The sequence below is a fragment of the Cupriavidus sp. WS genome (assembly GCF_000395345.1).
Classification (GTDB): domain Bacteria; phylum Pseudomonadota; class Gammaproteobacteria; order Burkholderiales; family Burkholderiaceae; genus Cupriavidus; species Cupriavidus basilensis_B.
Genome location: NZ_AQPL01000383.1, coordinates 1 through 22,837 on the forward strand (window position 1 = coordinate 1; position 22,837 = coordinate 22,837).

Sequence of the window (22,837 nt, forward strand, 5' to 3'; positions counted from 1 at the left end):
CCGCGCCGGCCGCCGCGCCCGCCCCGGCCAAGGAAAAGGCCAAGGCCGCGCCGGCCGCCGCCGCGCACGCGCAGGAGTCCGGCTCGATCCGCGTGCCCACCGAGAAGGTGGACCAGATCATCAACCTGGTCGGCGAGCTGGTCATCACGCAGTCGATGCTGGCGCAGACCGCCTCGGCGCTCGACCCGGTGCTGTTCGACCGCCTGTTCTCCGGCATGGGCCAGCTCGAGCGCAACGCGCGCGACCTGCAGGAAGCGGTGATGTCGATCCGCATGATGCCGATGGACTACGTGTTCTCGCGCTTCCCGCGCCTGGTGCGCGACCTTGCCGGCAAGCTCGGCAAGCAGATCGACCTGGTCACGTTCGGCAAGGCCACCGAGCTCGACAAGAGCCTGATCGAACGCATCATCGACCCGCTTACCCACCTGGTGCGCAACAGCCTCGACCACGGCATCGAGACGCCGGACAAGCGCGTGGCCGCCGGCAAGGAGCCGACCGGCCAGCTGATCCTGTCCGCGCAGCACCACGGCGGCAACATCGTGATCGAGGTCAGCGACGACGGCGGCGGCCTGCGCCGCGACAAGATCCTGGCCAAGGCCGTGCAGAACGGCCTGCCGGTGTCGGAGAACATCAGCGACGACGAAGTCTGGCAACTGATCTTCGCGCCGGGCTTCTCCACCGCCGAGGCCGTGACCGATCTCTCCGGGCGCGGCGTGGGCATGGACGTGGTCAAGCGCAACATCCAGGAAATGGGCGGCCACGTCGAGGTCAGCTCGCGCGCCGGCCAGGGCACCACCACGCGCATCGTGCTGCCGCTCACGCTGGCCATTCTCGACGGCATGTCGGTCAAGGTCGGCGCGGAAACCTTCATCCTGCCGCTGAACTGCGTGATGGAGTCGCTGCAGCCCAAGCCCGAGGACGTGCACACCGCGGCCAACAACGACCGCGTGATGCACGTGCGCGGCGAATACCTGCCGCTGCTGGAACTGCACCGCGTGTTCAACGTGGACGAAGCCGTGCAGGAGCCGACCCAGGGCATCGCCGTGATCCTGCAGGCCGAAGGCAAGCGCTTCGCGCTGCTGGTGGACCAGCTCATCGGCCAGCACCAGGTGGTGCTGAAGAATCTCGAAACCAACTACCGCAAGGTGCCCTGCATCTCCGCCGCCACCATCCTGGGCGACGGCAGCGTGGCGCTGATCGTGGACGTCGGCGCGCTGCAGCGCACCGGCGTGCGCCGGCAGGACCCGGTACTTGCATAACGTTGCTTAACGCTCAGGAGAACAACACATCATGGCCGGCATCGGACACATCGATACCCCCGGAAGCGAAGCCGCGGGGCAGGAGTTCCTGGTTTTCACGCTGGGGAGCGAGGAATACGGCATCGACATCCTCAAGGTGCAGGAGATCCGCGGCTACGACGCGGTGACGCGCCTGGCGAACGCGCCGGACTTCATCAAGGGCGTGACCAATCTGCGCGGCGTGATCGTGCCGATCGTCGACCTGCGCCTGAAGTTCCGCCTCGGCAACGTGCGCTACGACCACCAGACCGTGGTCATCATCCTGAACATCGCCGGGCGCGTGGTCGGCATCGTGGTGGACGGCGTGTCCGACGTGCTGACGCTGACCGGCGACGCCATCAAGCCGGCGCCGGAGTTCGGCGTGTCGGTCTCCAACGAGCACCTCACCGGCCTCGGCACCGTGGACGGCCGCATGCTGATCCTGATCGACATCGAGAAACTGATGACCAGCGCCGAGATGGAACTGGTCGAGGCCGAGCTCGCGTGAGCCCGTCCGCAGCCGCCATAGCATCAAGCATCCCGTAGCAGGCAACAGATGACGCAGCCCCGCCCCACCGCCTTCGCCGCCGGCCACGCGCCGGCGCAGCCCGCCTCGCTGCGGCGCGACGAGCCGCGGGACTTCCTGTTGACGGAACGCGACTTCGAGAAGATCCGCGCGATGATCCATCGCCGCGCGGGCATCTCGCTGGGCAGCCACAAGCGCGAGATGGTGTACAGCCGCCTGGCGCGGCGCCTGCGCACGCTGCAGCTCACCGATTTCGGCACCTACCTGGCCATGCTGGAGGCGGACGACCGCACGGACGAGTGGGAGTTCTTCACCAATTCGCTGACCACCAACCTGACCTCGTTCTTCCGCGAGGCGCATCACTTCCCGCTGCTGTCCGAGCACGCCAAGAAGATCGGGCGGCCCTACTCGGTCTGGTGCTCGGCCGCGTCCACCGGCGAGGAGCCTTACTCCATCGCCATCACGCTGGCCGAGGCGCTGGGCGACCGCGCCGGCACCGTGCTGGCCACCGACATCGACACCCAGGTGCTGGCCAAGGCCCGCGCCGGCGTCTACACCGCCGAGCAGGTCAGCAAGCTGTCGGCGGAGCGGCTCAAGCGCTTCTTCCTCAAGGGCACCGGCCAGCGCGCCGGCGCGGTCAAGGTCAAGCCGGACCTGGCGGGCACCATCGACTTCCAGCCGCTGAACCTGCTGGCGCCGGACTGGGGCATCCGCGAGAAGTTCGACGCGATCTTCTGCCGCAACGTGATGATCTACTTCGACAAGCCGACCCAGGGCCGCATCCTGGAGCGCTTCGTGCCGCTGCTCAAGCCGCACGGCCTGCTGTTCGCGGGGCACTCGGAGAATTTTTCCTACGTCACGCGCGCGTTCCAGCTGCGCGGGCAGACGGTGTACGAGCTGGCGCCGCCGTCGGCGCGGCTGGGAGGTTCGTGATGCGCACCCCCCACCTGCCGGAAGCGATCGCCACCCGCACCTATTTCGACCGCGAGTTCGGCAAGCAGGCCATCAAGCTGCTGCCCAACGAGTACTACGTGACGCGCGAGGACGTGGTGCTGACCACCGTGCTGGGCTCCTGCGTGGCGGCCTGCATCCGCGACGAGACCGCCGGCGTGGGCGGCATGAACCATTTCATGCTGCCCGACGACGACGGTGCCGGCGCCGGCGCGGACCGCCTGCTGTCGGCGTCGATGCGCTACGGCAGCTACGCGCTCGAAGTGCTGATCAACGACCTGCTCAAGATGGGCGCGCGCCGCGAGCGGCTTGAGGCCAAGGTCTTCGGCGGCGGCGCGGTGCTGGCCAACATGACCACGCTCAACATCGGCGACCGCAACGCCGAGTTCGTGCTCAAGTACCTCAAGACCGAGGAAGTGCGCGTGGCCGCGCAGGACCTGCGCGGCCCGCACGCGCGCCGCGTGAGCTATTTCCCGCTGACCGGGCTGGCGCTGGTGCGCCGCCTCACGCGGCAGGACGACCAGGTCGTGGTCGAGCGCAACGAACGCGCGCTGGCCCGCGCCATTGCCACCGCACCCGCCACCGGCGGCGCCGAGCTGTTTCCCCGGCGTTCGCCGTCGGCAGCCGCTTCCTGAACCGACAAGGATTTTCCAAGACATGAGTGCGGCCAAGATCAAGGTATTGTGCGTGGACGATTCCGCGCTGATACGCAGCCTGATGACGGAGATCATCAATAGCCAGCCCGACATGGAGGTGGTGGGCACCGCCCCCGACCCGCTGGTGGCGCGCGATCTGATCAAGCGCCTGAACCCGGACGTGCTCACGCTCGACGTGGAAATGCCGCGCATGGACGGGCTGGACTTCCTCGAGCGCCTGATGCGCCTGCGCCCGATGCCGGTGCTGATGGTGTCCTCGCTGACCGAGCGCGGCTCCGAGATCACCATGCGCGCGCTGGAGCTGGGCGCGGTGGATTTCGTCACCAAGCCCAAGCTCGGCATCCGCGACGGCCTGATGGAGTACACCGACACCATCGCCGACAAGATCCGCGCCGCGGCGCGCGCGCGCCTGCGCACGGCGTCTCCCGCGCCGGCCGGCGACGCCGCCGCGCCGGCCACGCCGATGCTGCGCAGCCCGCTGCTGTCCACGGAAAAGCTGATCATCGTCGGCGCCTCCACCGGCGGCACCGAGGCGATCAAGGAATTCCTGATGCCGATGCCGCCGGACTGCCCGGCGGTGATGATCGTGCAGCATATGCCGGCCGGCTTCACGCGCTCGTTCGCGCAGCGCCTGGACGGTCTGTGCCGCATCACGGTCAAGGAAGCGGAGCACGGCGAACGCGTGTTGCCGGGCTACGCCTACATCGCGCCGGGCGACTCGCACCTGCGCCTGGCGCGCAGCGGGGCCAACTACGTGGCCCACCTGTCGCAGGAGCCGGCGGTCAATCGCCACCGCCCGTCGGTGGAGGTGCTGTTCGACTCCGCCGCGCAGCACGCCGGCAAGAACGCCATCGGCGTGATGCTCACCGGCATGGGGCGCGACGGCGCGCAGGGCATGCTGCGCATGCGCGAGGCCGGCGCCTACAATCTGGCGCAGGACGAAAGCACCTGCATCGTATTCGGCATGCCGAAGGAGGCGATAGCCGCCGGCGGCGTGCATGAGGTGGTACCGCTGCACGCGATGAGCCAGCGCGTGATGGCGCGCCTGGCGACCTTCGGCGCGCGCGCGCAGCGGGTCTGACCGGGCACTGGCGCCCGCCCGGCCGCGCGCAAGCGGCCCGGCTGGCGCAGGTATTGAAACAACCGAAGCAACTTTCCACAACTGTATTGGAGCCGTTAGAGTGGACAAGAACATGAAGATCCTGGTGGTCGATGACTTCCCCACCATGCGCCGCATCATCCGCAACCTGCTCAAGGAGCTGGGCTTTTCCAACGTCGAGGAAGCCGAGGACGGCGCCGCCGGCCTGGAGAAGGTCAAGGACGGCAGCTTCCAGTTCGTCGTGTCCGACTGGAACATGCCGAACATGGACGGCCTGAGCATGCTGCAGGCGATCCGCGCCGAAGCCACGCTGGCCAAGCTGCCGGTGCTGATGGTGACGGCCGAGGCCAAGAAGGAAAACATCATCGCTGCCGCGCAGGCCGGCGCCAACGGCTACGTGGTCAAGCCCTTCACGGCCGCCACGCTCGACGAGAAGATCACCAAGATCTTCGAAAAGCTGGCCAAGGAAGGGGCATAAGGTGAGCGATATGTCGACGACTCCGACTCTCAGCAACGAATCTGCCGAGCAGCTTTTCCAGCGCATTGGCGCCCTGACACGGATGCTGCGCGACAATATGCGCGAATTGGGGCTCGACAAGGAAATCGAGCGTGCCGCGCAGGCCATCCCCGACGCCCGCGACCGTCTCAGCTACATCGCCTCGATGACCGAGCAGGCCGCCGAGCGCACGCTCAATGCCGTGGAACTGGCGCAGCCGCTCCAGTCCGGCATGGAAAAGCAGGCCGAGGCGCTGGACAAGCGCTGGGAAGCCTGGTTCGACAAGCCGGTCGAGCTGGCCGACGCGCGCGAGCTGGTGCTCGACACGCGCGCCTTCCTGACCGACGTGCCCCAGCAGGCGCGCGCCACCGGCAGCCACCTGCTGGAGATCATGATGGCCCAGGACTTCCAGGACCTGACCGGCCAAGTCATCAAGAAGATGATGGACATGATCCGCTCGCTGGAGCAGGAGCTGCTGCAGGTGCTGATCGACAACGTGCCGGCCGACCGCCGGGTGGACACCCCCGCCACGTTGATGAACGGCCCGCAGATCAACCCCGAAGGCAAGCACGACGTGGTTTCCGACCAGTCGCAGGTGGACGACCTGCTCGCCAGCCTGGGTTTCTGAGCCCCGCACCGGCGCACGCGGCGCCGCGCGCGGCGCCCGCGTGCGCCGCGGCGCCTCCCCCGGGGGGAGGCGCCATCGCGCAAACAGCGCCAGAATCCCCGCCCTATTCCCGCTAATGCCCGCCGCTTCGCGCTCCGATAATCGTTGCTGACGAAGGGCCAGCATGCCGCTTCGTAACGGAGCGGCCATGTCCGAAGAAAGCGATCTCGAGAAAACCGAACCCGCCTCACCCCGGCGCCTGGAAAAGGCGCGCGAGGAAGGGCAGGTCGTGCGCTCGCGCGAACTGGCCACCCTGATGATGCTGATGAGCGGCGTGGCCGGCCTGTGGGCGCTGGGCGGCACGCTCGGCAGCAAGCTCAACGCCGTGATGCAAGCCAGCCTGGCCTTCGAGCCGGCCACGGCGTTCGACACCTCGCGCATGATGTCGCGCTTCGCCATGAACGTCTGGGAAGGCCTGCTGGCCTTCCTGCCGCTGCTGCTGCTGTTCGGCGCGGCGGCGCTGGCCGGCCCCATGCTGCTGGGCGGCTGGCTGTTCTCCACCCAGTCCCTCGCACCCGATTTCTCCCGCCTGTCCCCGCTCAAGGGCGTGGGCCGCCTGTTTTCCTCGCAATCGCTGGTGGAACTGGCCAAGGCCATCGCCAAGGCTCTGCTGGTGGGCAGCGTGGCGGCCTGGGTGCTGTGGCACCGCCTGGGCGAGGCGGTGGCGCTGATGAACGCGCCGCTGCACGAGGCGCTGCTGCACATGCTGGAGTTCGTGCTCCACTGCTGCGGCCTGATCGCCGCCTCGCTGGTGCTGGTGGCGGCGCTCGACGTGCCCTGGCAGTACTGGACCTTCTTCAAGAAGCTGCGCATGACCAAGGAAGAGGTCAAGCAGGAGCACAAGGACAGCGAGGGCGACCCCCACATCAAGAACCGCATCCGCCAGCAGCAGCGCGCGATGGCGCGCCGCCGCATGATGTCCGAGGTGCCCAAGGCCGACGTGGTCGTGACCAACCCGACCCACTTCGCCGTGGCGCTGCGCTACGAGGAAGGCCGCATGGGCGCGCCGCGCGTGGTCGCCAAGGGCAGCGAGGAAGTGGCCGCGCGCATTCGCGAGATCGCCGCCGAGCACAACGTGCCGCTGCTGTCGGCGCCGCCGCTGGCGCGCGCGCTGCACCGCCACGTCGAGCTGGGCCACGAGATCCCGTCCGGCCTCTACACCGCCGTGGCCGAAGTGCTGGCCTGGGTCTATCAACTGAAGCACTGGCACCACACCAACGGCCCGCACCCGCAGGCGCCCGCGGACCTGCTGGTGCCTGACGAACTCGCCGTACCGGAAAGCCACGCATGAACGCACTGACCTCGCTGTTCAACCTGCCCGGCGCGCGCGCCGGCGGCGGCCAGATGAAGGCCCTGGCAGGGCCGCTGCTGATCATCATGATCCTGGGCATGATGATCCTGCCCCTGCCGCCCTTCGTGCTGGACCTGCTGTTTACGTTCAACATCGCGCTGTCGATCATGGTGCTGCTGGTGGGCATGTACACGCAGAAGGCGCTGGACTTCGCCGCCTTCCCGTCGGTGCTGCTGTTCTCCACGCTGCTGCGCCTGTCGCTCAACGTGGCCTCCACGCGCGTGGTGCTGCTCGAGGGCCACACCGGTCCGGACGCCGCCGGCAAGGTGATCGAGGCCTTCGGCCACTTCCTGGTGGGCGGCAACTTCGCGGTGGGCATCGTGGTGTTCGCCATCCTGGTGGTGATCAACTTCATGGTCATCACCAAGGGCGCGGGCCGCATCGCCGAAGTCGGCGCGCGCTTCATGCTCGACGCCATGCCGGGCAAGCAGATGGCGATCGACGCCGACCTCAACGCCGGCCTCATCAACGAAGAAGGCGCCAAGAAGCGCCGCGCCGAAGTGGCGCAGGAATCGGACTTCTACGGCGCGATGGACGGTGCCAGCAAGTTCGTGCGCGGCGACGCCATCGCCGGCCTGCTGATCATGTTCATCAACATCGGCGCCGGCATGGTGGTGGGCATGCTCCAGCACGACCTGGACTTCTCCACCGCGGTGCGCAACTACACGCTGCTGACCATCGGCGACGGCCTGGTGGCGCAGATTCCCGCGCTGGTGATCTCCACCGCCGCGGGCGTGATCGTCTCGCGCGTGGCCAACGAGCAGGACGTGGGCCAGCAGCTCACCGGCCAGCTTTTCTCCAACCCGCGCGTGATGTACCTGACCGGCGGCATCATCGGCATGATGGGCCTGATCCCCGGCATGCCGCATTTCGCCTTCCTGCTGTTCGCCGGCGCGCTGGTGTGGTTCGGCCGCTACGTGTCGCGCCGCGACGTGGCGGCGGCGCAGGACAAGAAGCGCGAGGAGCGCGTGCCCGCCACCGCGCCGGAATCGACCGAGGCGAGCTGGGACGACGTCTCGCTGGTCGACCCGCTCGGCATGGAAGTGGGCTACCGCCTGATCCCGCTGGTGGACCGCGCGCAGAACGGCGAGCTGCTGGGCCGCATCAAGAGCATCCGCAAGAAGGTGGCGCAGGAGATCGGCTTTCTGGTGCCGGTGGTGCACATCCGCGACAACCTCGAGCTCAAGCCCAACGCCTACCGCATCTCGCTCAAGGGCGTGGAGATCGGCCGCGGCGAGGCCTCGCCGGGGCAGTGGATGGCCATCAACCCCGGCCAGGTGTCCGGCGCGCTGCCCGGCGCGCCCACGCAGGACCCGGCCTTCGGCCTGCCGGCGGTGTGGATCGACGCCGCGCTCAAGGAGCAGGCGCAGACCTATGGCTACACCGTGGTGGACGCCAGCACGGTGGTGGCGACCCACCTCAACCACCTGATCCACCTGCACGCGGCCGAGCTGCTCGGCCGCCAGGAAGTGCAGGCGCTGCTGGACCGCATCGCCAAGGAGTCGCCCAAGCTCACCGAAGACCTGGTGCCCAAGGTCATCACGCTCACGGCGCTGCAGAAGATCCTGCAGAACCTGCTCGACGAAAGCGTGCCGATCCGCGACATGCGCACCGTGCTGGACGTGGTGGCCGAGCACGCGCCCAAGATCAGCGACCCGAACGAGCTCACCGCGCTGGTGCGCGTGGCGCTGGGCCGCGCCATCACCCAGCAGTGGTTCCCCAACGGCGCGGACCTGCAGGTGATCGGCCTCGACGCGGGGCTGGAGCGCGTGCTGTCGCAGGCGCTGACCAACGGCGGCGGCATCGAGCCGGGCCTGGCCGACGCGCTGCTGCAGCAGACCCAGGCCGCGGTATCGCGCCAGGAACACCTGGGGCTGGACCCCGTGCTGCTGGTGCCGCATCCGCTGCGCCCGCTGCTGGCACGCTTCCTGCGCCGCACCATGCCGCAGCTCAAGGTGCTCTCGCATGCCGAGGTGCCGGACAACCGAAACATCAGGATCACCGCCATGATCGGCGGCGCAGCGTGAGGGATGACGCAAGATGAGCGTAGCTAAATTCGTTGCGGCCAATGGCCGCGAGGCCCTGCGCCAGGTGCGCGAGGCGATGGGCCCGGACGCCGTGGTGCTGTCCAACCGCACCGTCGAGGGCGGCGTGGAGATCGTCGCCATGCGCGACACCGATCTCGGCGCGATTTCCAGCAACGCCCCGGTCTTCACGCCGCCGCCGGCCACCGTCGCGGTCGACGGCGCGCTGGGCGACCTGCGCGGCGAACTGCAGAACATGCGCGCCATGATGGAGCGCCAGTTCGCCGGCCAGGCCGCGGCCGTCGGCACGCACAGCCTGCCCGCCACCGGCGGCGACCCGCTGCGCGACTCGCTGTTCAACTGGCTGGTCACGGCCGGTTTCTCCGGCCAGCTCGCGCGCACGCTGCTGGGCCACCTGCCGCTCGGCCACGACCGGCCCGCCGCCATGACCTGGATCCGCCAGGAGCTGGCGCGCAAGGTGCCGGTGCTCGGCGACGAGGACGCGCTGTTCGCGCAGGGCGGCGTGCTGGCGCTGGTCGGCCCCACCGGCGTGGGCAAGACCACCACCACCGCCAAGCTGGCCGCGCGCTTCGTGCTCAAGCACGGCCCGGAACGGCTCGCGCTGCTGACCACCGACACCTTCCGTATCGGCGCGCATGAGCAGCTGCGCATCTACGGCGACATCCTCGGCGTGCCGGTGCACGCGGTCAAGGACGCCTCCGACCTGCGCTTCGCGCTGGCCGCGCTCAGCGAGAAGCACCTGGTCATCATCGACACCGTCGGCATGAGCCAGCGCGACCGCAGCCTGTCCGAGCAGATCGCCATGCTGGGCGGCGTGCAGGCCCCGGTGCAGCGCATCCTGCTGCTCAACGGCGCCAGCCACGGCGACACGCTCAACGAAGTGGTGCACGCCTACCGCCACGACACCTCGCCCGACGGCGGCATCGACGGCTGCATCGTCAGCAAGCTCGACGAAGCCACGCACCTGGGCTCGGTGCTCGACGTGGTGATCCGCCACCGCCTGCCGGTCTACTACGCCTCCACCGGCCAGCGCGTGCCCGAGCACCTGGAGCTGGCCAGCGGCACCGCCCTGGTCGAGCGCGCCTTCCAGACCCCGCGCCGCGGCTCCGTGTTCGCCGAGGCCGAAGCCGCGCGCCGCGCCTTGCCCGCGCGCGGCGAAGGCGCCGCCGCCACCGGCGCCGACGGCATGCTGCGCTCGCTGACCGACAGCGCCAACGCCGTGAGCGACTGCGTCGACCAGCTCGACGGCGGCAACTACGGTTTCGACCTGGTGCGCACGCTCTGGCAGCAGCGCGCGGACAGCGCGCCCTCGGCGCGGCTGATGGCGCAGCACGTGCGCGAGTCCGTCTGCCGCGATCTGGTGCGCCAGTGCGACCGCTTCGTGCTCGCGCTGAGCGCCGTGGTGGCCGCGCCCGCGGCCGGCCGCCGCGCCGCGCGCCCGTGGCTGCACACGCTGTGGCTGGCCGACCGCGACGGCCTGCCGCTGGCCGCCGCCGTGGCGCCCGGCGGGCGCACCGCGCCGGTGTTGCAGGCCACGCAAGGCGGCTGGGAAACCGACGCGGTCAACCTGGCCGCCACCATCGCCGCCACGCGCACCGTCGTCAACGTGCTCGACGCCATGCCGGCGCCGGCCATGCTGGCGCGCTGGCAGACCGCGGGCGAGCGCTGGCTCACCGCCACCCGCAGGACCACGCGCGTGGTCAGCGGCGGCGCCGCGCTGAAGGTCGACGCGCTGGCCGACACGCTGACCTTCCACGCCGTCGAGGAAATGGAATACCGCGGCCGCGCCGCCGCGCAGTGGGTCGCGCAGGCGCCGGTGCGCGTGCTGGAAAGCCAGGCGCGCGGCGCGCGCGGCGCCGAGGGCGGCATCGAAGCCGGCCTGCTGGTCTCGCGCGTGGTCGATCTCGACAACGGCCAGACCCTGGCCGTGCAGTACCTGCTGTGCGATCCCGCGCTGCTAGGCGAGGGCGCGCAACTGGCGCGCTGGGCGCGCTGGGCCGAAGACGGCGAGGCGCAGCTGCGCACGCTCGGCCATGCGCTCGACCACCTGAGCCAGGGCGAGCGCCAGGACGGCGCCGGCGATGCCGCCCAGGCCGAGGGCCAGGCCTGCGCGCGCCTGCTGGCCCTGCAGATGGCCATCGCCTCGCTGCGCCTGGAGCAGGCCGGCGACACCGAGGCCGCCGCCTTCCTCGCGCGCCTGTCGGCGCGCGCGCCGGCGCGCCAGACCCCGAACGCCGCGGTGCTGGTCGAAGGCATGGGCCGCCTGCTGGCGCTGCTGGACGTGCTGGAGAACTACCCCGCGCGCAGCGGCCGCGCCGCCGTCCGCGACGCGGCGCCCGCCGTTTCAGCCGCTGTTTCTGCCACTGTCTCCACCGCCGCTTCCACCGCCGTTTCCACCGTCGCTTCCGCCACGGAGGCGGACGCCTTTACCGACAGCAGCCGCATGTTCAAGGCACTGGCGCAGGTGCAGGGAGAGTAAGACGTGAATTCTCTCGCCCTCGACCAGGCCGAAAGCCTGCGGCGCATGCTGGCGCCGCGCGTCACGCGCCGCATCGCGGTGGTGGCGAGCGACGCCGGCGCCGGCGCCACCACGGTCGCGCTCGGCCTGGCCAACGCGCTCGCCATGCAGGGCGAGCGCGTGCTGCTGATCGACGAAGACCGCGCCGGCGCGCGCGCCACGCGGCTGTCCGGCGCGGCGCCCGCCGACACGCTGGACGCGGTGCTGGGTGGTGCCGCCACGCTCGAGGCCGCGCTCGGCCAGCGTCCCGCCGGCGCCATCGGCGTGCTGCCCGCCAGCGCCCAGGCCGGCGGCGACCTGCAGTTGCTCAACGGCTACCGCACCGTGCTCAGCGATGCGCGCGGCGACGCCGATGGCGCGCTGTCGCCGATGGCCGCCGCGGCCCACAACCTGATCGTGGTGCTGCGCGCGGAGCCGGCCTCGATCAAGGCCGCCTACGCCTGCATCAAGCAGCTCAACCATCTCTACGCCTGCCGCCGCTTCCACCTGGTGGTCAACGCCGCGCCTAGCGACGCGGCCGCCACCGCGGTGCTAGGCAACCTGGCGCGCACCGCCAGCCAGTACCTCGGCGTGGACGCGCGCGCGGCGGGCAGCCTGCCGCTCGACCCGCTGGTCGCGCGCAGCGCGGCGCTGGGCCGCTGCGTGGTCGAAGCCTTCGCGGCCGCGCCGGCCACGGCCGCCCTGCGCCGCCTGGCCACCGGCGTCGCCGCCTGGCCGTTGCCCGCGGCGGCGGAAAACCGTTCAACCCTTCCGGCCACGCCCCTGGCGCCGCCGGCCACGGCCCTGGCCTGAACGCCGGGCCTGCAAGCAAGCTAGGACTCACGAGAATTCCACCATGTACACGATTCAGGGAAAGCTCGAACAGACGGATACGGTGACCGCGCATGCGTCGCTGGTGCGTCGCATCGCCTTGCAACTCGCCGCCAAGCTGCCCGCCAGCGTCCAGCTCGACGACCTGATCCAGGCCGGCATGATCGGCCTGCTCGATGCCGCCAAGCGCTACGAAGACACCCACGGCGCGCGCTTCGAGACCTACGCCAGCCAGCGCATCCGCGGCGCCATGCTCGACGAGGTGCGCGCCAACGACTGGCAGTCGCGCAGCCTGCGCCAGTTCACGCGGCGCATCGAGCGTACCGTGCGCGGCCTCGAGCAGACGCTCGGCCGCACGCCGCTGGACTCCGAGGTGGCGCAGGAGCTGGAGCTGCCGCTGGAGGAATACCAGACCCTGCTCAACGAGGTCTACGGCTGCCAGTTGCTGCACTACGAAGACTTCGAACGCTCCGGCGAGGAAGATTTCCTGGACCGCCACCTGAGCGTCAGCGACGACGGCAACCCGCTCACCGTGCTGATGGAAAGCGGCATGCGCGAAGCGCTGATCCGCGCCATCGAGCGCCTGCCCGAGCGCGAGAAGCTGGTGCTGTCGCTGTGCTACGACCAGGAGCTAAACCTGCGCGAGATCGGCGCCGTGCTCGACGTCACCGAATCGCGCGTGTGCCAGATCCGCAGCCAGGCCATCACGCGCCTGCGCTCCCAACTGCGCGGCCTGCTATGACCCTGCCGCTGCGCTGGTCCCGCTGTCTCGCCGTGGCGGCGCTGGCCGCCTGCGGCGGCCACGGCTGGGCCGGCCCGGCCGGGCAGACGCTGCACTCATGGTCCGCTTCCGTGAGCGGCCCCGCGCTGTACGGCAAGGGCCTGCGCACCGTCTCCGCGCCCATCACGCCCACCGGCTACCTGCCGCAGGCCGAAGGCGCGATCACCACGGTGCGCTGGCGCTACGCCTTCAACCGCACGCCGCCGCACGACCTGCAGGCCTACCTGTGCAACGCGCAGCGCTGCGTGCTGCTGTCCGGCGCCGAAGGGCTGACCGATGCGTTCGGCGGCGACGATGCCGCCAACGGTTTCGTCTTTGCGTTCCAGGTACCGGGCAGGGGCGCGCTGACGCCGGTCCTGCAAGGGCAGTCGGGGCAGGTGGTGGTGGGATACCGGTAGGCGTCGGCGGTCCCTTCTCCGGCGGTTCCTTCTCTTCACGACGCGCTGGCCGCCAGTGCCGCGCAGCACGGGCCGGTCTGTGCATGGCCGGTCTGCAGGCCTTGCCTGAACGGGTTCGGCGAGACGTTCATGGATCTCCGGCTCTCAGGCGAAGCGGCAGGAAATACTGCCGAGCCGGTCGTAGTCGACATGGAAGGTGTCGCCGGGCGCCGCCGCCACCGGGCGGGTGAAGGAGCCGCCCAGGATCACCTGGCCGGCCTCCAGCGTGACGTCGTAGGGTGCCAGCTTGTTGGCCAGCCAGGCCACGCCCCTGGCCGGGTGGTTGAGCACCGCCGCGGAAACCCCGGATTCCTCGATCACGCCGTTGCGGTAGAGGATCGCCGGCACGCGGCGCAGGTCGATCTCGTCCGGCCGCACGGCGCGCCCGCCCATGACCACCCCGGCGTTGGCGGCGTTGTCGGAGATGGTGTCGACGACCTTGCGCGTGGCTTTGGTCTCCGGGTCCACCTGCTCGATGCGCGCGTCGATGATCTCCAGCGCCGGGATCACCCATTCGGTGGCGTCGAGCACGTCGAACAGGCTGACGCCGGGCCCGCGCAGCGGCTTGCCGAGGATGAACGCCAGCTCCACTTCGACGCGCGGCACGATGAAGCGCGCGCACGGAATGTCGCCGCCTTCGTCGAAGAACATGTCGTCGAGCAGCGCGCCGTAGTCCGGCTCCGCGATGTTCGATGAAACCTGCATGGCGCGCGAGGTCAGGCCGATCTTGTGGCCCTTGAGCACGCGGCCGCCGGCGATCTTCTGCGCCACCCAGGCGCGCTGGATGGCGTAGGCGTCCTCGATGGCCAGCGCCGGGTAGTCGAGGGAAAACTGCCGCACCTGCCGGCGCGAGCGCTCGGCGGCGTCGAGGCGGGTGGCGGCTTCCTGGATCAGGGTGGAGTCGAGCATGGCGTTGTCTCTCAGCGGGGGTTGACCGCGGCGGCCGGCGTCAGCCCGCCTGGCCCTTGAGGAAGGCGTGGACGTTGTTCTGCTTGTAGTTGAGCTCCGCATCCAGCTCGCTCATCTCGAAAGACAACGCCAGCGGGCGCCGCGCCTGCAGTTCGGCGAAGTGGGCCTTGATCACCGCGAACAGTGCGTCGGCGACCTGCCGGCGGGTTGCCAGGTCGCGCCCGGCGCCCACCTTCAGGCTCATGTGGACGAAGGCGTAGTCGTGCCGGCCGTCGGCCATGCGCCAGGTGTCGATGCGCACGGCGCGGCTGCGGATGCCGCCGAGCGGGAAGATTCCGCTCGCGCCGAGACAGGCATGGACCTGCTCGAACAGGCCGGGCAGGTCGGCCTCGGCTTCGATGTTGTGGGTGTACTCGGCGATGAAGTGCGGCATGGCGGCTTCCTCAGAGGCGGCTGGCGCAAGGGTTGCCGGCGCCGGCCCAGGCCTGCGCGGCGGGTATCGCCGCGCCGTCCTGCGGGGTGACCGGGAGCACGGCGTTGGTCTGCCCGGTGCCGGAGGAACCGAAGTAGGGCGTCACCACCTCCGCCTTGCCGTCATAGGCGGACCAGCCGAGCGCGCCCAGCAGCATGGCGGTGTCGTGCATGAAGCCTTCGCCGTGGCCCTTGGCGGCGTACTCGGGCAGCATGTCGCAGAAGTCCCGCCACTCGCCTCGCTGCCACATCGCCAGCACCTGATGGTCGAGGGTCTCGAGGAACGGGGTCCAGATGCGGTCGGCGAACGACGGCGCCTGGCCGTTCTGGGCGAAACGGTGGGACAGCGAGCCGCTGGCCAGGAAGGCCACGGTGCCGTCGTAGTGTTCCTCGACCGCCTTGCGCATGGCCCAGCCCAGGCGCGCGCTGTCGTTGAGATAGTGCACCGTGCACATCGCCGAGACCGAGATCACCTTGAAGTGCTGGTCCTGGTTCATGTAGCGCATCGGCACGAGCGTGCCGTACTCGGGCGCGAGCGTGGTGGCGTCGTGGGCCAGCACGTCCACGTCCATGGCCCTGCAACCATCGGCGAGGATGTGCCCGAGTTCGGGGTTGCCCGGGAAGCCGTACTCCATGTTGGCGATGAAGTGCGGCAGTTCGTTGCTGGTGTACAGCCCTTCGAAGCGCGGCGCGCAATTGACGTGGTAGCCGGCATTGACGAGCCAGTGGGTGTCGAACACCACGATGGTGTCCACCCCCAGCTCGCGGCAGCGGCGGCCGATCTCCTTGTGGCCGTCGATGGCCGCCTGGCGGCTGCCGTGTCGAGGGCCGGGGAGTTCCGAGAGGTACAGCGAAGGAACGTGAGTGGTCTTGGCAGCTAGAGCGAGTTTGCCCATGTCGAGTCTCCTGGTGAGGGGCGCCGTGCCCGTTTCTTGTCCTTGTCGATGTCACGCCGGCGGTTGCGGCGGCCTCGGACGGCCGCTCTGTCGTCTGGCCACGCCTCACACGCCCCAGCGGGGAATGTGATGGCAGCCCATGGAAATGCACACGTTCTTGACCTCGGCGAAGACCTCGAAGCTGTACTGGCCGCCCTCGCGCCCGGTGCCCGAACTCTTCACCCCGCCGAACGGCTGGCGCAGGTCGCGCACGTTCTGGCTGTTGACGAAGACCATGCCGGCCTCGATGCCGCGCGCCAGGCGATGGGCTTTGCCGATGTCCTGGGTCCAGATGTAGGAGGCCAGGCCGTACTCGGTGTCGTTGGCCAGGCGCAGCGCCTCGGCCTCGTCCTTGAACTTCATCAGGCAGACCACCGGGCCGAAGATCTCTTCGCGGGCGATGCGCATGCGGTTGTCCACATCGGCGAATACCGTCGGTTGGATGAACTGCCCGCGAGACAAGTGTGCCGGCAGGTTGGCCGGGCGCTCCAGGCCGCCGGCGAGCAGGCGCGCGCCTTCCTCGATGCCGATGCGGATGTAGCCGGTGACCTTGTCGTGGTGGGCCTGGGTGATCATCGAGCCGACCTGGGTCTTCGGGTCCTGCGGGTCGCCGACGATCAGGCGCCGGGCGCGGGCGGCGAACGCCTCGACGAAGCGTTCATAGACCGTCTCCTGGATGAAGATGCGGCTGCCCGCGGTGCAGCGCTCGCCGTTCAGCGAGAAGATGGTGAACAGCGCGGCGTCGAGCGCGCGGTCGAGGTCGGCGTCGTCGAAGACCAGCACCGGCGACTTGCCGCCCAGCTCCATCGAATACTTCTTCAGCCCGGCCGCCTGCATGATCTTGCGTCCGGTGGCGGTGCCGCCGGTGAAGGAGATGGCGCGCACGTCCGGGTGGCGGACCAGGGCCTCGCCGGCGGCGGCGCCATAGCCCTGCACCACGTTGAGCACGCCCGGCGGAATGCCGGCTTCGAGGGCCAGGCGGCCCAGCTCGTTGGCGGTCAAGGGCGAGAGTTCGCTCATCTTCAGCACCGCGGTGTTGCCCAGCGCGAGGCACGGCGCGGTCTTCCAGGTGGCGGTCATGAACGGCACGTTCCACGGCGATACCAGCCCGCACACGCCCACCGGCTGGTACAGGGTGTAGTTGAGCATCTGGTCGTCCACCGGGTAGCTGTGGCCGTCCATGCGCGTGCAGACCTCGGCGAAGAACTCGAAGTTGTGCGAGGCGCGGGGGATCAGCACGTTCCGGGTCTGGTGGATCGGCAGGCCGGTGTCGAGGGTTTCCAGCTCGGCCAGCCTGGGCACGTTGCGGTCGATCAGCTCGCCCAGCTTGCGCATCAGCTTCGCGCGTTCGCGCGCCGGGGTGCCGGCCCATTTCGGGAAGGCTTCCCTGGCCGCCGCGACGGCCAGGGCGATTTCCTCGGCGCCGCCGCTGGCGACCTCGGCGATGACCTCGGTGGTGGCCGGGTTGACGGTTTCGAAGACGGTCCTGCTTTCGACCTCGCGGCCGTTGATCCAGTGCCTGATCATGGTTCTGCCTCCGCTTGTTACGGGCGGGCGCGGTTCGCGAAGAACTCGGCCTCGCTGACGATTCGGTTGGCCAGGCGGCCGACGCCTTCCACTTCCACCACCACTTCGTTGCCCGGGACCACGTCGGCCAGGCCTTCCGGCGTGCCGGTGGCGATCATGTCCCCCGGCTGCAAGGTCATGAAGCTGGAGAAATATTCGACCAGGAAGGGGATGTCGAAGATCATGTCCGCGGTGGTGCCTTCCTGCTTCAGCTCGCCGTCGATCCAGGTGCGCAGCGTCAGCCGCGACGGGTCGGGCACCTCGTCGGGCGTGATGATCCAGGGGCCGACCGGGGTGGTGGCGTCGCGGTTCTTCACGCGCAGGTTGGGCCGGTAGTAGTTCTCCAGGTAGTCGCGGATCGCGTAGTCGTTGCACACCGTGTAGCCGGCCAGGTAGGCGAGGGCGTCGTCGCGCCCGACGTTGCGCGCCGTCCTGCCGATCACCGCCACCAGTTCGCACTCATAGTGCATGTAGGCCACGTTGTCCGGGCACCAGGTGACCTGGTTGTGGCCGGTGTAGGCGCCGCGCGACTTGATGAACGCCAGCGGCTCGGTGGGTGCCTTGAAGGCCAGCTCGGCGGCATGGTCGGCATAGTTCAGGCCGAGGGCGAACATGCTGCCGCTGGCCGGCGGCAGCCATTCCACCTGGCGTTCGCCGAGCAGGCGGCCATCGGCCAGGCGCACGGCATTGCCGGCCTCCACCGTGACGGCGTGCATTGTTCCCTGGTAGCGGATGCGTGCGTGTTTCATCTTAGACCGCCTCCGCCACGATGCGATTGCGCAGGCGGCCGAGGCCCTCGATCTCCACCACCACTTCATCGCCCGGCTGCACGTCGACGCGGCCTTCGGGGGTGCCGGTGATCAGCACGTCGCCGGCATGCAGGGTCATGAATTCGCTGATCTCGGCGATCAAGCGGGGAATTCCGCGCACGAGGTTGGCGCTGCTATTTTCCTGGCGCAGCTCGCCGTTGACCAGCAGGCGGATCGGCAGCGCGTGCGGGTCGGCGATCTCGTCGCGGCCGATCACCTCGGTGCCCAGCGCGCAGAAGCCGTCGCGGCATTTGGCCTTGACCGCCGGGCGGTAATAACTGTCTTCCGGCAGGCTGAACTCGTTGACGATCACGTAGCCGGCCACGTAGTCCATGGCCTGTTCCTCACCGACGCGGCTGGCGTCGCGGGCAAGCACCACGCCCAGCGCCGGGCCAGGCTGCAGGCGTTCGGTGCCGGCGGGGAAGACCACCGCCTGGCCGTCGCCGTTGCGTGTATTGGGTGTCTTGATGAACAGCACCGGCTTGACCGGCGGCTTCTGGTAGGGCGGCTGCTGGAATTCCTCCAGCCGGCCGCGCAACAGGCCCTGATAGTTCAGCGCGACGCCGAACAGGGTGCCCGTTGCGGCTTCGCTGACAGCGCGGCGCATGGCTTCGTTCTCCTGGTTCCACCGGGATCGCCGTCGGGCGCCCTGATTTCGTTAACGTGTTATCTTTATAGTTAAGATATTAACTACAGTCAAGCCATTGCTCAAGAGGATTCGTCGCGCTCCCTCCAGTAGCGACATCTCGCCCAGGATCATTGCTAGGAGTCAGACGGATGAGGCGGTGCCGCGGTGATATGCGTGCGATAGCGGGAGCGGGTTTGCCGGTAGGGACCAGGATGGTTAAAATCTTATCCAATTCCAGCCGAGCATCCCCACATGTCCAGTCCGCGCCCGTCCCTGACCCTCACGCTGTTGCAGGCGCGTGAGGCCGCCATGGCTTTTTTCCGGCCTTCGCTCAACCAGCATGACCTCACCGAACAGCAGTGGCGCATCGTGCGCATCCTTCGCCAGCAGGGCGAGATGGAAATCTACCAACTGGCGCAGCAGGCCTGCATCCTCAAGCCGAGCATGACCGGCGTGCTGGCGCGCATGGAGCGCGACGGCCTGGTGCGCCGCTGGAAGTCCGGGCACGACCAGCGCCGCGTGCTGGTGTGCCTGAGCGAGGCGGGGCAGCAGTGCTTTGTCGATATGAGCGAGGACATGGAGAGAAACTACCGGCGCATCCTCGCGCAGTTCGGCGAGGACAAGCTGCGATTGCTGCTCGGGCTGCTCGACGAGCTCAAGCACATCAAGCCTTGAGGTTCTCGTCCGGCCAAATTCCGCGGCAAGCGCCCGGGGGCGCGAGATTGCGCTGGTTGGCCTGATGCGGTGCTGATGGGGCGCGAGGATCTGCGCCTGTTCCAGCGCTTCAACCAGTTGATCGAGCGGCACTACCCCGAGCGCTGGCTGCTTGGCGCTCACGCCGAGCCGCGTGCTTCGGCGGCGGATAGATCGGGACGTTCAGGACGGTGCTGCGCGGCCTTGCAAGGGCGCTGTGGCTTCCGGTGGCGATGTCGGTGGATTGTGCAGGTTTGCCGGAGGAGTTGGTCGCACCTGGCTGCATGGTTGTACCGCTTTGCCGCGCAAGATCAGGCAATGGAGCGTCTCACCAGTTCCTTCGTATTTGCCATTGCCCTCGATGCGGATCGAACCGTCAGGCGACAACGCCAGGTTCGTGAATCCACCGCCGGAGAAGATGTAATCGCCAACGCGAAAATCGGCGCCATGCGCTGTACTCGACCATTCCATGAGTTCTTGAGATCCCAATGTTCATGATCGAATGGCCGAAAGCGCCCATCTTGGTGCCATCGGTGGCGGTGCGACTGCCTTTTACGGCCAACTGCTTCATGGTCAAGCCTCCATCTCCATCCAACGTTGCAGGGTCATCCGCGATCGCGGTCGGCCTTCAGCAGTTTGAGCCGCGTCTGTCCATCGGGGGTGAAGTGCGTGCCGAAGCGCACCAGCCCGGCCTGATGCAGGTGGCAGCTCATGGTGAAGCTAAGCAGCATGCCGGGCTCGGTCTCTTCGATGGTGAGGTCGATCGCCTTCAGCCTCGGCTCGTAACGCAGCAGCGTGGTTTCGATTTCGCGCTTGAGCGTATGCGCGGAGGCGGGCAGGTGCCGGTAGATGCGGGACAGATCGCCAAGACCATAGTCCGGCAGATGGGCCAGGCCGCCGCGGCGGCTGTTGAGGATGCGCTGGATGTTGTCCTGCACCGAGAGGAAGGTCTGTGTGGCCGCGTCGAATTCGCCGATCGGGGCTCCGTTCGCAAAATGCCCCGTCACGGCCTCGAAGAACCCTGGCCCGCCACGCATCACGCGCCCGCCTGCGCGCCCACGCAGGTTTCCTCAAAGCTCAGCCCGATGCCGTCCGCCTCGGAGAACGATAGCTGGATTGACTTCGGCATCTGCCGGTCGGCCATGCGCACCAGTAGCTCGCGCGATAGCACCGGCAGAATCTGCTGGTCAAGCAGGCTGTCGATATTGCGCGCTCCGGAATCGGGCAGCAGGCAGGCCCGCACCAGTTCGGCGACCAGCGCGTCGCCGCAGCTCAGCGGCATGCCGAAGCGATTTGCGATCCGCTGAGCTACCCTGGCAAGCTTCATCCGCACAATCGCGGTCATGGCCTCGGCCGACAGCGGGCGGTACACGATGGTCTGGAAGCGTGCCAGCAGCGCCGGCTGGAAGCGATCGATCAGCAGCGGACGAATCGCTTCCATCAGGGTGCCGGTCGGGAGTTCGGCACCGGCCTGTGCCGCAGCGTCGGTTGCTGCCAGAATCTGCTCGCTGCCGAGATTCGAGGTCATCAGGATCACGGTGTTGCGGAAGTCGATCACCCGGCCTTCTCCGTCCCGCATGAAGCCGCGGTCGAATACCTGATAGAACAGATTCAGCACGTCGCGGTGGGCCTTCTCGACTTCATCCAGCAGGACAATGCTGTAGGGGCGCTGGCGGACCGCTTCGGTCAGCACACCGCCTTCGCCATAGCCGACATAGCCCGGCGGCGATCCCTTTAGCTGCGAGACCGTGTGCGCTTCCTGGTATTCCGACATGTTGATGGTGATGAGCGAACGTTCGCCGCCGAACATCTGGTCAGCCAGCGCCCGAGCGGTTTCGGTCTTGCCGACGCCGGATGGCCCGACCAGCAGGAACACGCCCAGCGGCGCGTCCTCCGATTTCAGACCGGCCTTGGCGGTGCGCAGGCTCTTGCCCAGCGCGGCCAGCGCTTCGTCCTGGCCGACGACGACCTGGCCCAGACGCGTTTCCAGCGCCAGCAAGGTGGCGATTTCGCTCGACAGCAGGCTATCGACCGGCACCCCGGTCCAGTCGGCAATCACCTGGGCAATGGCGGTCTCGTCGACTTCTGCGTGGAGCAAGGCGGCGTGGCCGTGCCTGGCCAATGCCTGGTGGGCAGCCTGGATCGATGGCGCCAGATCCAGGCGGGCCGACTCGTCGGTGGCCGCCTGCCACTGCACGCGCAACGCGATCAAGGTTTCGGCGGCACGCTTCTGTTCGGCGAAGACGTGCGCGAACGCGTTCAACTCGCTGGCGAGCGCGGCGAGCCGCGCATCGATGGCCGCCAGCCGTTCGCCGGCCTCGGTGCCGGTGGCAGCCTGGTCCTCCAGCAGGGCGGAGCGTTCGGCCTCGAGCGCCCCACGCTTCGCTTCGCAGGCGGAAATGGCGATCGGAGTGGCCTCCAGGCTCATGCGCACGCGGGCGGCGGCAGTGTCGAGCAAGTCGACGGCCTTATCCGGCAACTGGCGCCCGGTCAGGTAGCGGCGCGACAGCCGGACAGCGGCGCCCACGGCCGCATCGGTGATATGCACGCCGTGGTGATGCGCATATCGCTCCTTCAGGCCCCGCAGCATCAGGCACGCGTTCTCATCGTCGGGCTCGTCGACCTTGATCATCTGGAAGCGGCGCTCCAGCGCGGCGTCGCGCTCGAAGTACTGCTTGTATTCGGACCACGTCGTGGCCGCAATGGTACGCAGTTCGCCGCGCGCCAGCGCCGGCTTGAGCAGGTTGGCCGCGTCGGCGCCGCCAGCGGTATTGCCGGCACCGATCAGGGTGTGGGCCTCGTCGATGAAAAGCAGAATCGGGGTCGGAGACTGCTGCACGGCCTCGATGACGTTCTTGAGGCGCTGCTCGAACTCGCCCTTGACCCCGGCACCGGCCTGCAGCAGACCCAGGTCCAGCGTCAGCACGCTGACATCGCGGATGACGGCGGGCACATCCCCTTCGGCGATTTTTAGCGCGAGCCCTTCGACGAGCGCGGTCTTGCCGACACCGGGCTCGCCGACCAGAATCGGATTGTTCTTGCGGCGGCGCGCCAGAATGTCGACCATCTGACGGATTTCGACATCGCGGCCAAACACCGGGTCGATCTTGCCATCGCGTGCCTTTCGGGTGATATCGGTGGTGAAGCGGTCCAGCGCCAACGTGTCGGCCTGGCCGGGCATCGCCCTGCCCGGGGCAGGCGAGGTGGGCGCT

General features: G+C 68.7%; 23 protein-coding genes. 14 read left to right on the plus strand and 9 right to left on the minus strand.

All coding sequences use genetic code 11. The features are described from left to right. The 13 genes from K206_RS0127400 to K206_RS0127460 form a co-directional block, all read left to right on the plus strand. A partial coding sequence (locus K206_RS0127400) for a chemotaxis protein CheW (protein WP_020205570.1) occupies positions 1 to 1,259 on the plus strand: 1,259 nt, incomplete at its 5' end. A gap of 31 nt (positions 1,260 to 1,290) precedes the next feature. Continuing rightward, positions 1,291 to 1,785, plus strand: coding sequence for a chemotaxis protein CheW (gene cheW / locus K206_RS0127405; protein ID WP_020205571.1), 495 nt, complete (start codon positions 1,291 to 1,293; stop codon positions 1,783 to 1,785). A gap of 48 nt (positions 1,786 to 1,833) precedes the next feature. After that, on the plus strand, positions 1,834 to 2,736 hold the full coding sequence (locus tag K206_RS0127410; RefSeq protein ID WP_020205572.1) for a CheR family methyltransferase: 903 nt from the start codon (positions 1,834 to 1,836) through the stop codon (positions 2,734 to 2,736). Beyond that, entirely contained in the window at positions 2,736 to 3,389 is a 654-nt protein-coding gene (gene cheD / locus K206_RS0127415) for a chemoreceptor glutamine deamidase CheD (protein WP_020205573.1), read from the plus strand. The genes K206_RS0127410 and cheD overlap by 1 nt, the downstream gene beginning before the upstream one ends. A 22-nt stretch (positions 3,390 to 3,411) precedes the next feature. Next, complete coding sequence (locus K206_RS0127420) at positions 3,412 to 4,491, plus strand: chemotaxis response regulator protein-glutamate methylesterase (RefSeq protein WP_020205574.1); 1,080 nt, start codon at positions 3,412 to 3,414, stop codon at positions 4,489 to 4,491. A 100-nt stretch (positions 4,492 to 4,591) separates the two neighbouring features. Beyond that, positions 4,592 to 4,987, plus strand: a complete 396-nt coding sequence (gene cheY, locus K206_RS0127425; protein WP_020205575.1) for a chemotaxis response regulator CheY — start codon at positions 4,592 to 4,594, stop codon at positions 4,985 to 4,987. Between the two features lie 10 nt (positions 4,988 to 4,997). After that, the gene (gene cheZ, locus K206_RS0127430) at positions 4,998 to 5,633 is read left to right on the plus strand and encodes a protein phosphatase CheZ (protein ID WP_029044156.1); all 636 of its coding nucleotides are present in this window, start codon (positions 4,998 to 5,000) and stop codon (positions 5,631 to 5,633) included. Positions 5,634 to 5,820: 187 nt separating this feature from the next. Next, positions 5,821 to 6,963, plus strand: a complete 1,143-nt coding sequence (flhB, locus tag K206_RS0127435) for a flagellar biosynthesis protein FlhB (protein WP_020205577.1) — start codon at positions 5,821 to 5,823, stop codon at positions 6,961 to 6,963. After that, on the plus strand, positions 6,960 to 9,050 hold the full coding sequence (gene flhA / locus K206_RS0127440) for a flagellar biosynthesis protein FlhA (protein ID WP_020205578.1): 2,091 nt from the start codon (positions 6,960 to 6,962) through the stop codon (positions 9,048 to 9,050). The genes flhB and flhA overlap by 4 nt, the downstream gene beginning before the upstream one ends. Before the next feature lie 13 nt (positions 9,051 to 9,063). Beyond that, the gene (gene flhF / locus K206_RS0127445; protein ID WP_020205579.1) at positions 9,064 to 11,547 is read left to right on the plus strand and encodes a flagellar biosynthesis protein FlhF; all 2,484 of its coding nucleotides are present in this window, start codon (positions 9,064 to 9,066) and stop codon (positions 11,545 to 11,547) included. A gap of 3 nt (positions 11,548 to 11,550) precedes the next feature. Continuing rightward, positions 11,551 to 12,378, plus strand: a complete 828-nt coding sequence (locus K206_RS0127450; protein WP_020205580.1) for an AAA family ATPase — start codon at positions 11,551 to 11,553, stop codon at positions 12,376 to 12,378. A 43-nt stretch (positions 12,379 to 12,421) separates the two neighbouring features. Continuing rightward, on the plus strand, positions 12,422 to 13,138 hold the full coding sequence (locus tag K206_RS0127455; protein ID WP_020205581.1) for an RNA polymerase sigma factor FliA: 717 nt from the start codon (positions 12,422 to 12,424) through the stop codon (positions 13,136 to 13,138). Next, positions 13,135 to 13,575: a flagellar protein FlhE gene (locus tag K206_RS0127460; protein WP_020205582.1), complete on the plus strand. Its 441-nt coding sequence runs from the start codon at positions 13,135 to 13,137 to the stop codon at positions 13,573 to 13,575. The genes K206_RS0127455 and K206_RS0127460 overlap by 4 nt, the downstream gene beginning before the upstream one ends. 144 nt (positions 13,576 to 13,719) lie before the next feature. Here K206_RS0127460 and hpaH read toward each other — a convergent pair whose 3' ends face one another. From hpaH to K206_RS0127490, 6 genes are all read right to left on the minus strand, one after another. Continuing rightward, positions 13,720 to 14,523 (minus strand): 2-oxo-hept-4-ene-1,7-dioate hydratase, encoded by an 804-nt coding sequence (gene hpaH, locus K206_RS0127465; RefSeq protein ID WP_020205583.1) that lies wholly within the window; start codon positions 14,521 to 14,523, stop codon positions 13,720 to 13,722. Between the two features lie 40 nt (positions 14,524 to 14,563). Then, complete coding sequence (locus K206_RS0127470; protein ID WP_020205584.1) at positions 14,564 to 14,956, minus strand: 5-carboxymethyl-2-hydroxymuconate Delta-isomerase; 393 nt, start codon at positions 14,954 to 14,956, stop codon at positions 14,564 to 14,566. A 10-nt stretch (positions 14,957 to 14,966) separates the two neighbouring features. Continuing rightward, positions 14,967 to 15,890, minus strand: a complete 924-nt coding sequence (hpaD, locus tag K206_RS0127475; protein WP_020423937.1) for a 3,4-dihydroxyphenylacetate 2,3-dioxygenase — start codon at positions 15,888 to 15,890, stop codon at positions 14,967 to 14,969. 105 nt (positions 15,891 to 15,995) lie between these two features. Beyond that, positions 15,996 to 17,456 (minus strand): 5-carboxymethyl-2-hydroxymuconate semialdehyde dehydrogenase, encoded by a 1,461-nt coding sequence (gene hpaE / locus K206_RS0127480; protein WP_020205586.1) that lies wholly within the window; start codon positions 17,454 to 17,456, stop codon positions 15,996 to 15,998. Positions 17,457 to 17,473: 17 nt separating this feature from the next. Further along, on the minus strand, positions 17,474 to 18,244 hold the full coding sequence (locus K206_RS0127485) for a fumarylacetoacetate hydrolase family protein (protein ID WP_029044157.1): 771 nt from the start codon (positions 18,242 to 18,244) through the stop codon (positions 17,474 to 17,476). Between the two features lies 1 nt (position 18,245). Continuing rightward, positions 18,246 to 18,911 (minus strand): fumarylacetoacetate hydrolase family protein, encoded by a 666-nt coding sequence (locus tag K206_RS0127490; RefSeq protein ID WP_020205588.1) that lies wholly within the window; start codon positions 18,909 to 18,911, stop codon positions 18,246 to 18,248. A gap of 273 nt (positions 18,912 to 19,184) precedes the next feature. On the opposite strand from K206_RS0127490, the gene hpaR reads away from it, so the two are divergent. After that, entirely contained in the window at positions 19,185 to 19,607 is a 423-nt protein-coding gene (hpaR, locus tag K206_RS0127495; RefSeq protein ID WP_020423938.1) for a homoprotocatechuate degradation operon regulator HpaR, read from the plus strand. Between the two features lie 201 nt (positions 19,608 to 19,808). On the opposite strand, the gene K206_RS43150 is transcribed toward hpaR, so the two are convergent. The 3 genes from K206_RS43150 to tssH form a co-directional block, all read right to left on the minus strand. Continuing rightward, positions 19,809 to 20,096 (minus strand): hypothetical protein, encoded by a 288-nt coding sequence (locus K206_RS43150; RefSeq protein ID WP_155888269.1) that lies wholly within the window; start codon positions 20,094 to 20,096, stop codon positions 19,809 to 19,811. 134 nt (positions 20,097 to 20,230) lie between these two features. Further along, positions 20,231 to 20,662 (minus strand): type VI secretion system baseplate subunit TssE, encoded by a 432-nt coding sequence (gene tssE / locus K206_RS0127500; protein ID WP_020205590.1) that lies wholly within the window; start codon positions 20,660 to 20,662, stop codon positions 20,231 to 20,233. Then, complete coding sequence (gene tssH / locus K206_RS0127505; RefSeq protein WP_020205591.1) at positions 20,662 to 22,806, minus strand: type VI secretion system ATPase TssH; 2,145 nt, start codon at positions 22,804 to 22,806, stop codon at positions 20,662 to 20,664. The genes tssE and tssH overlap by 1 nt, the downstream gene beginning before the upstream one ends. Positions 22,807 to 22,837 lie beyond the last annotated feature (31 nt).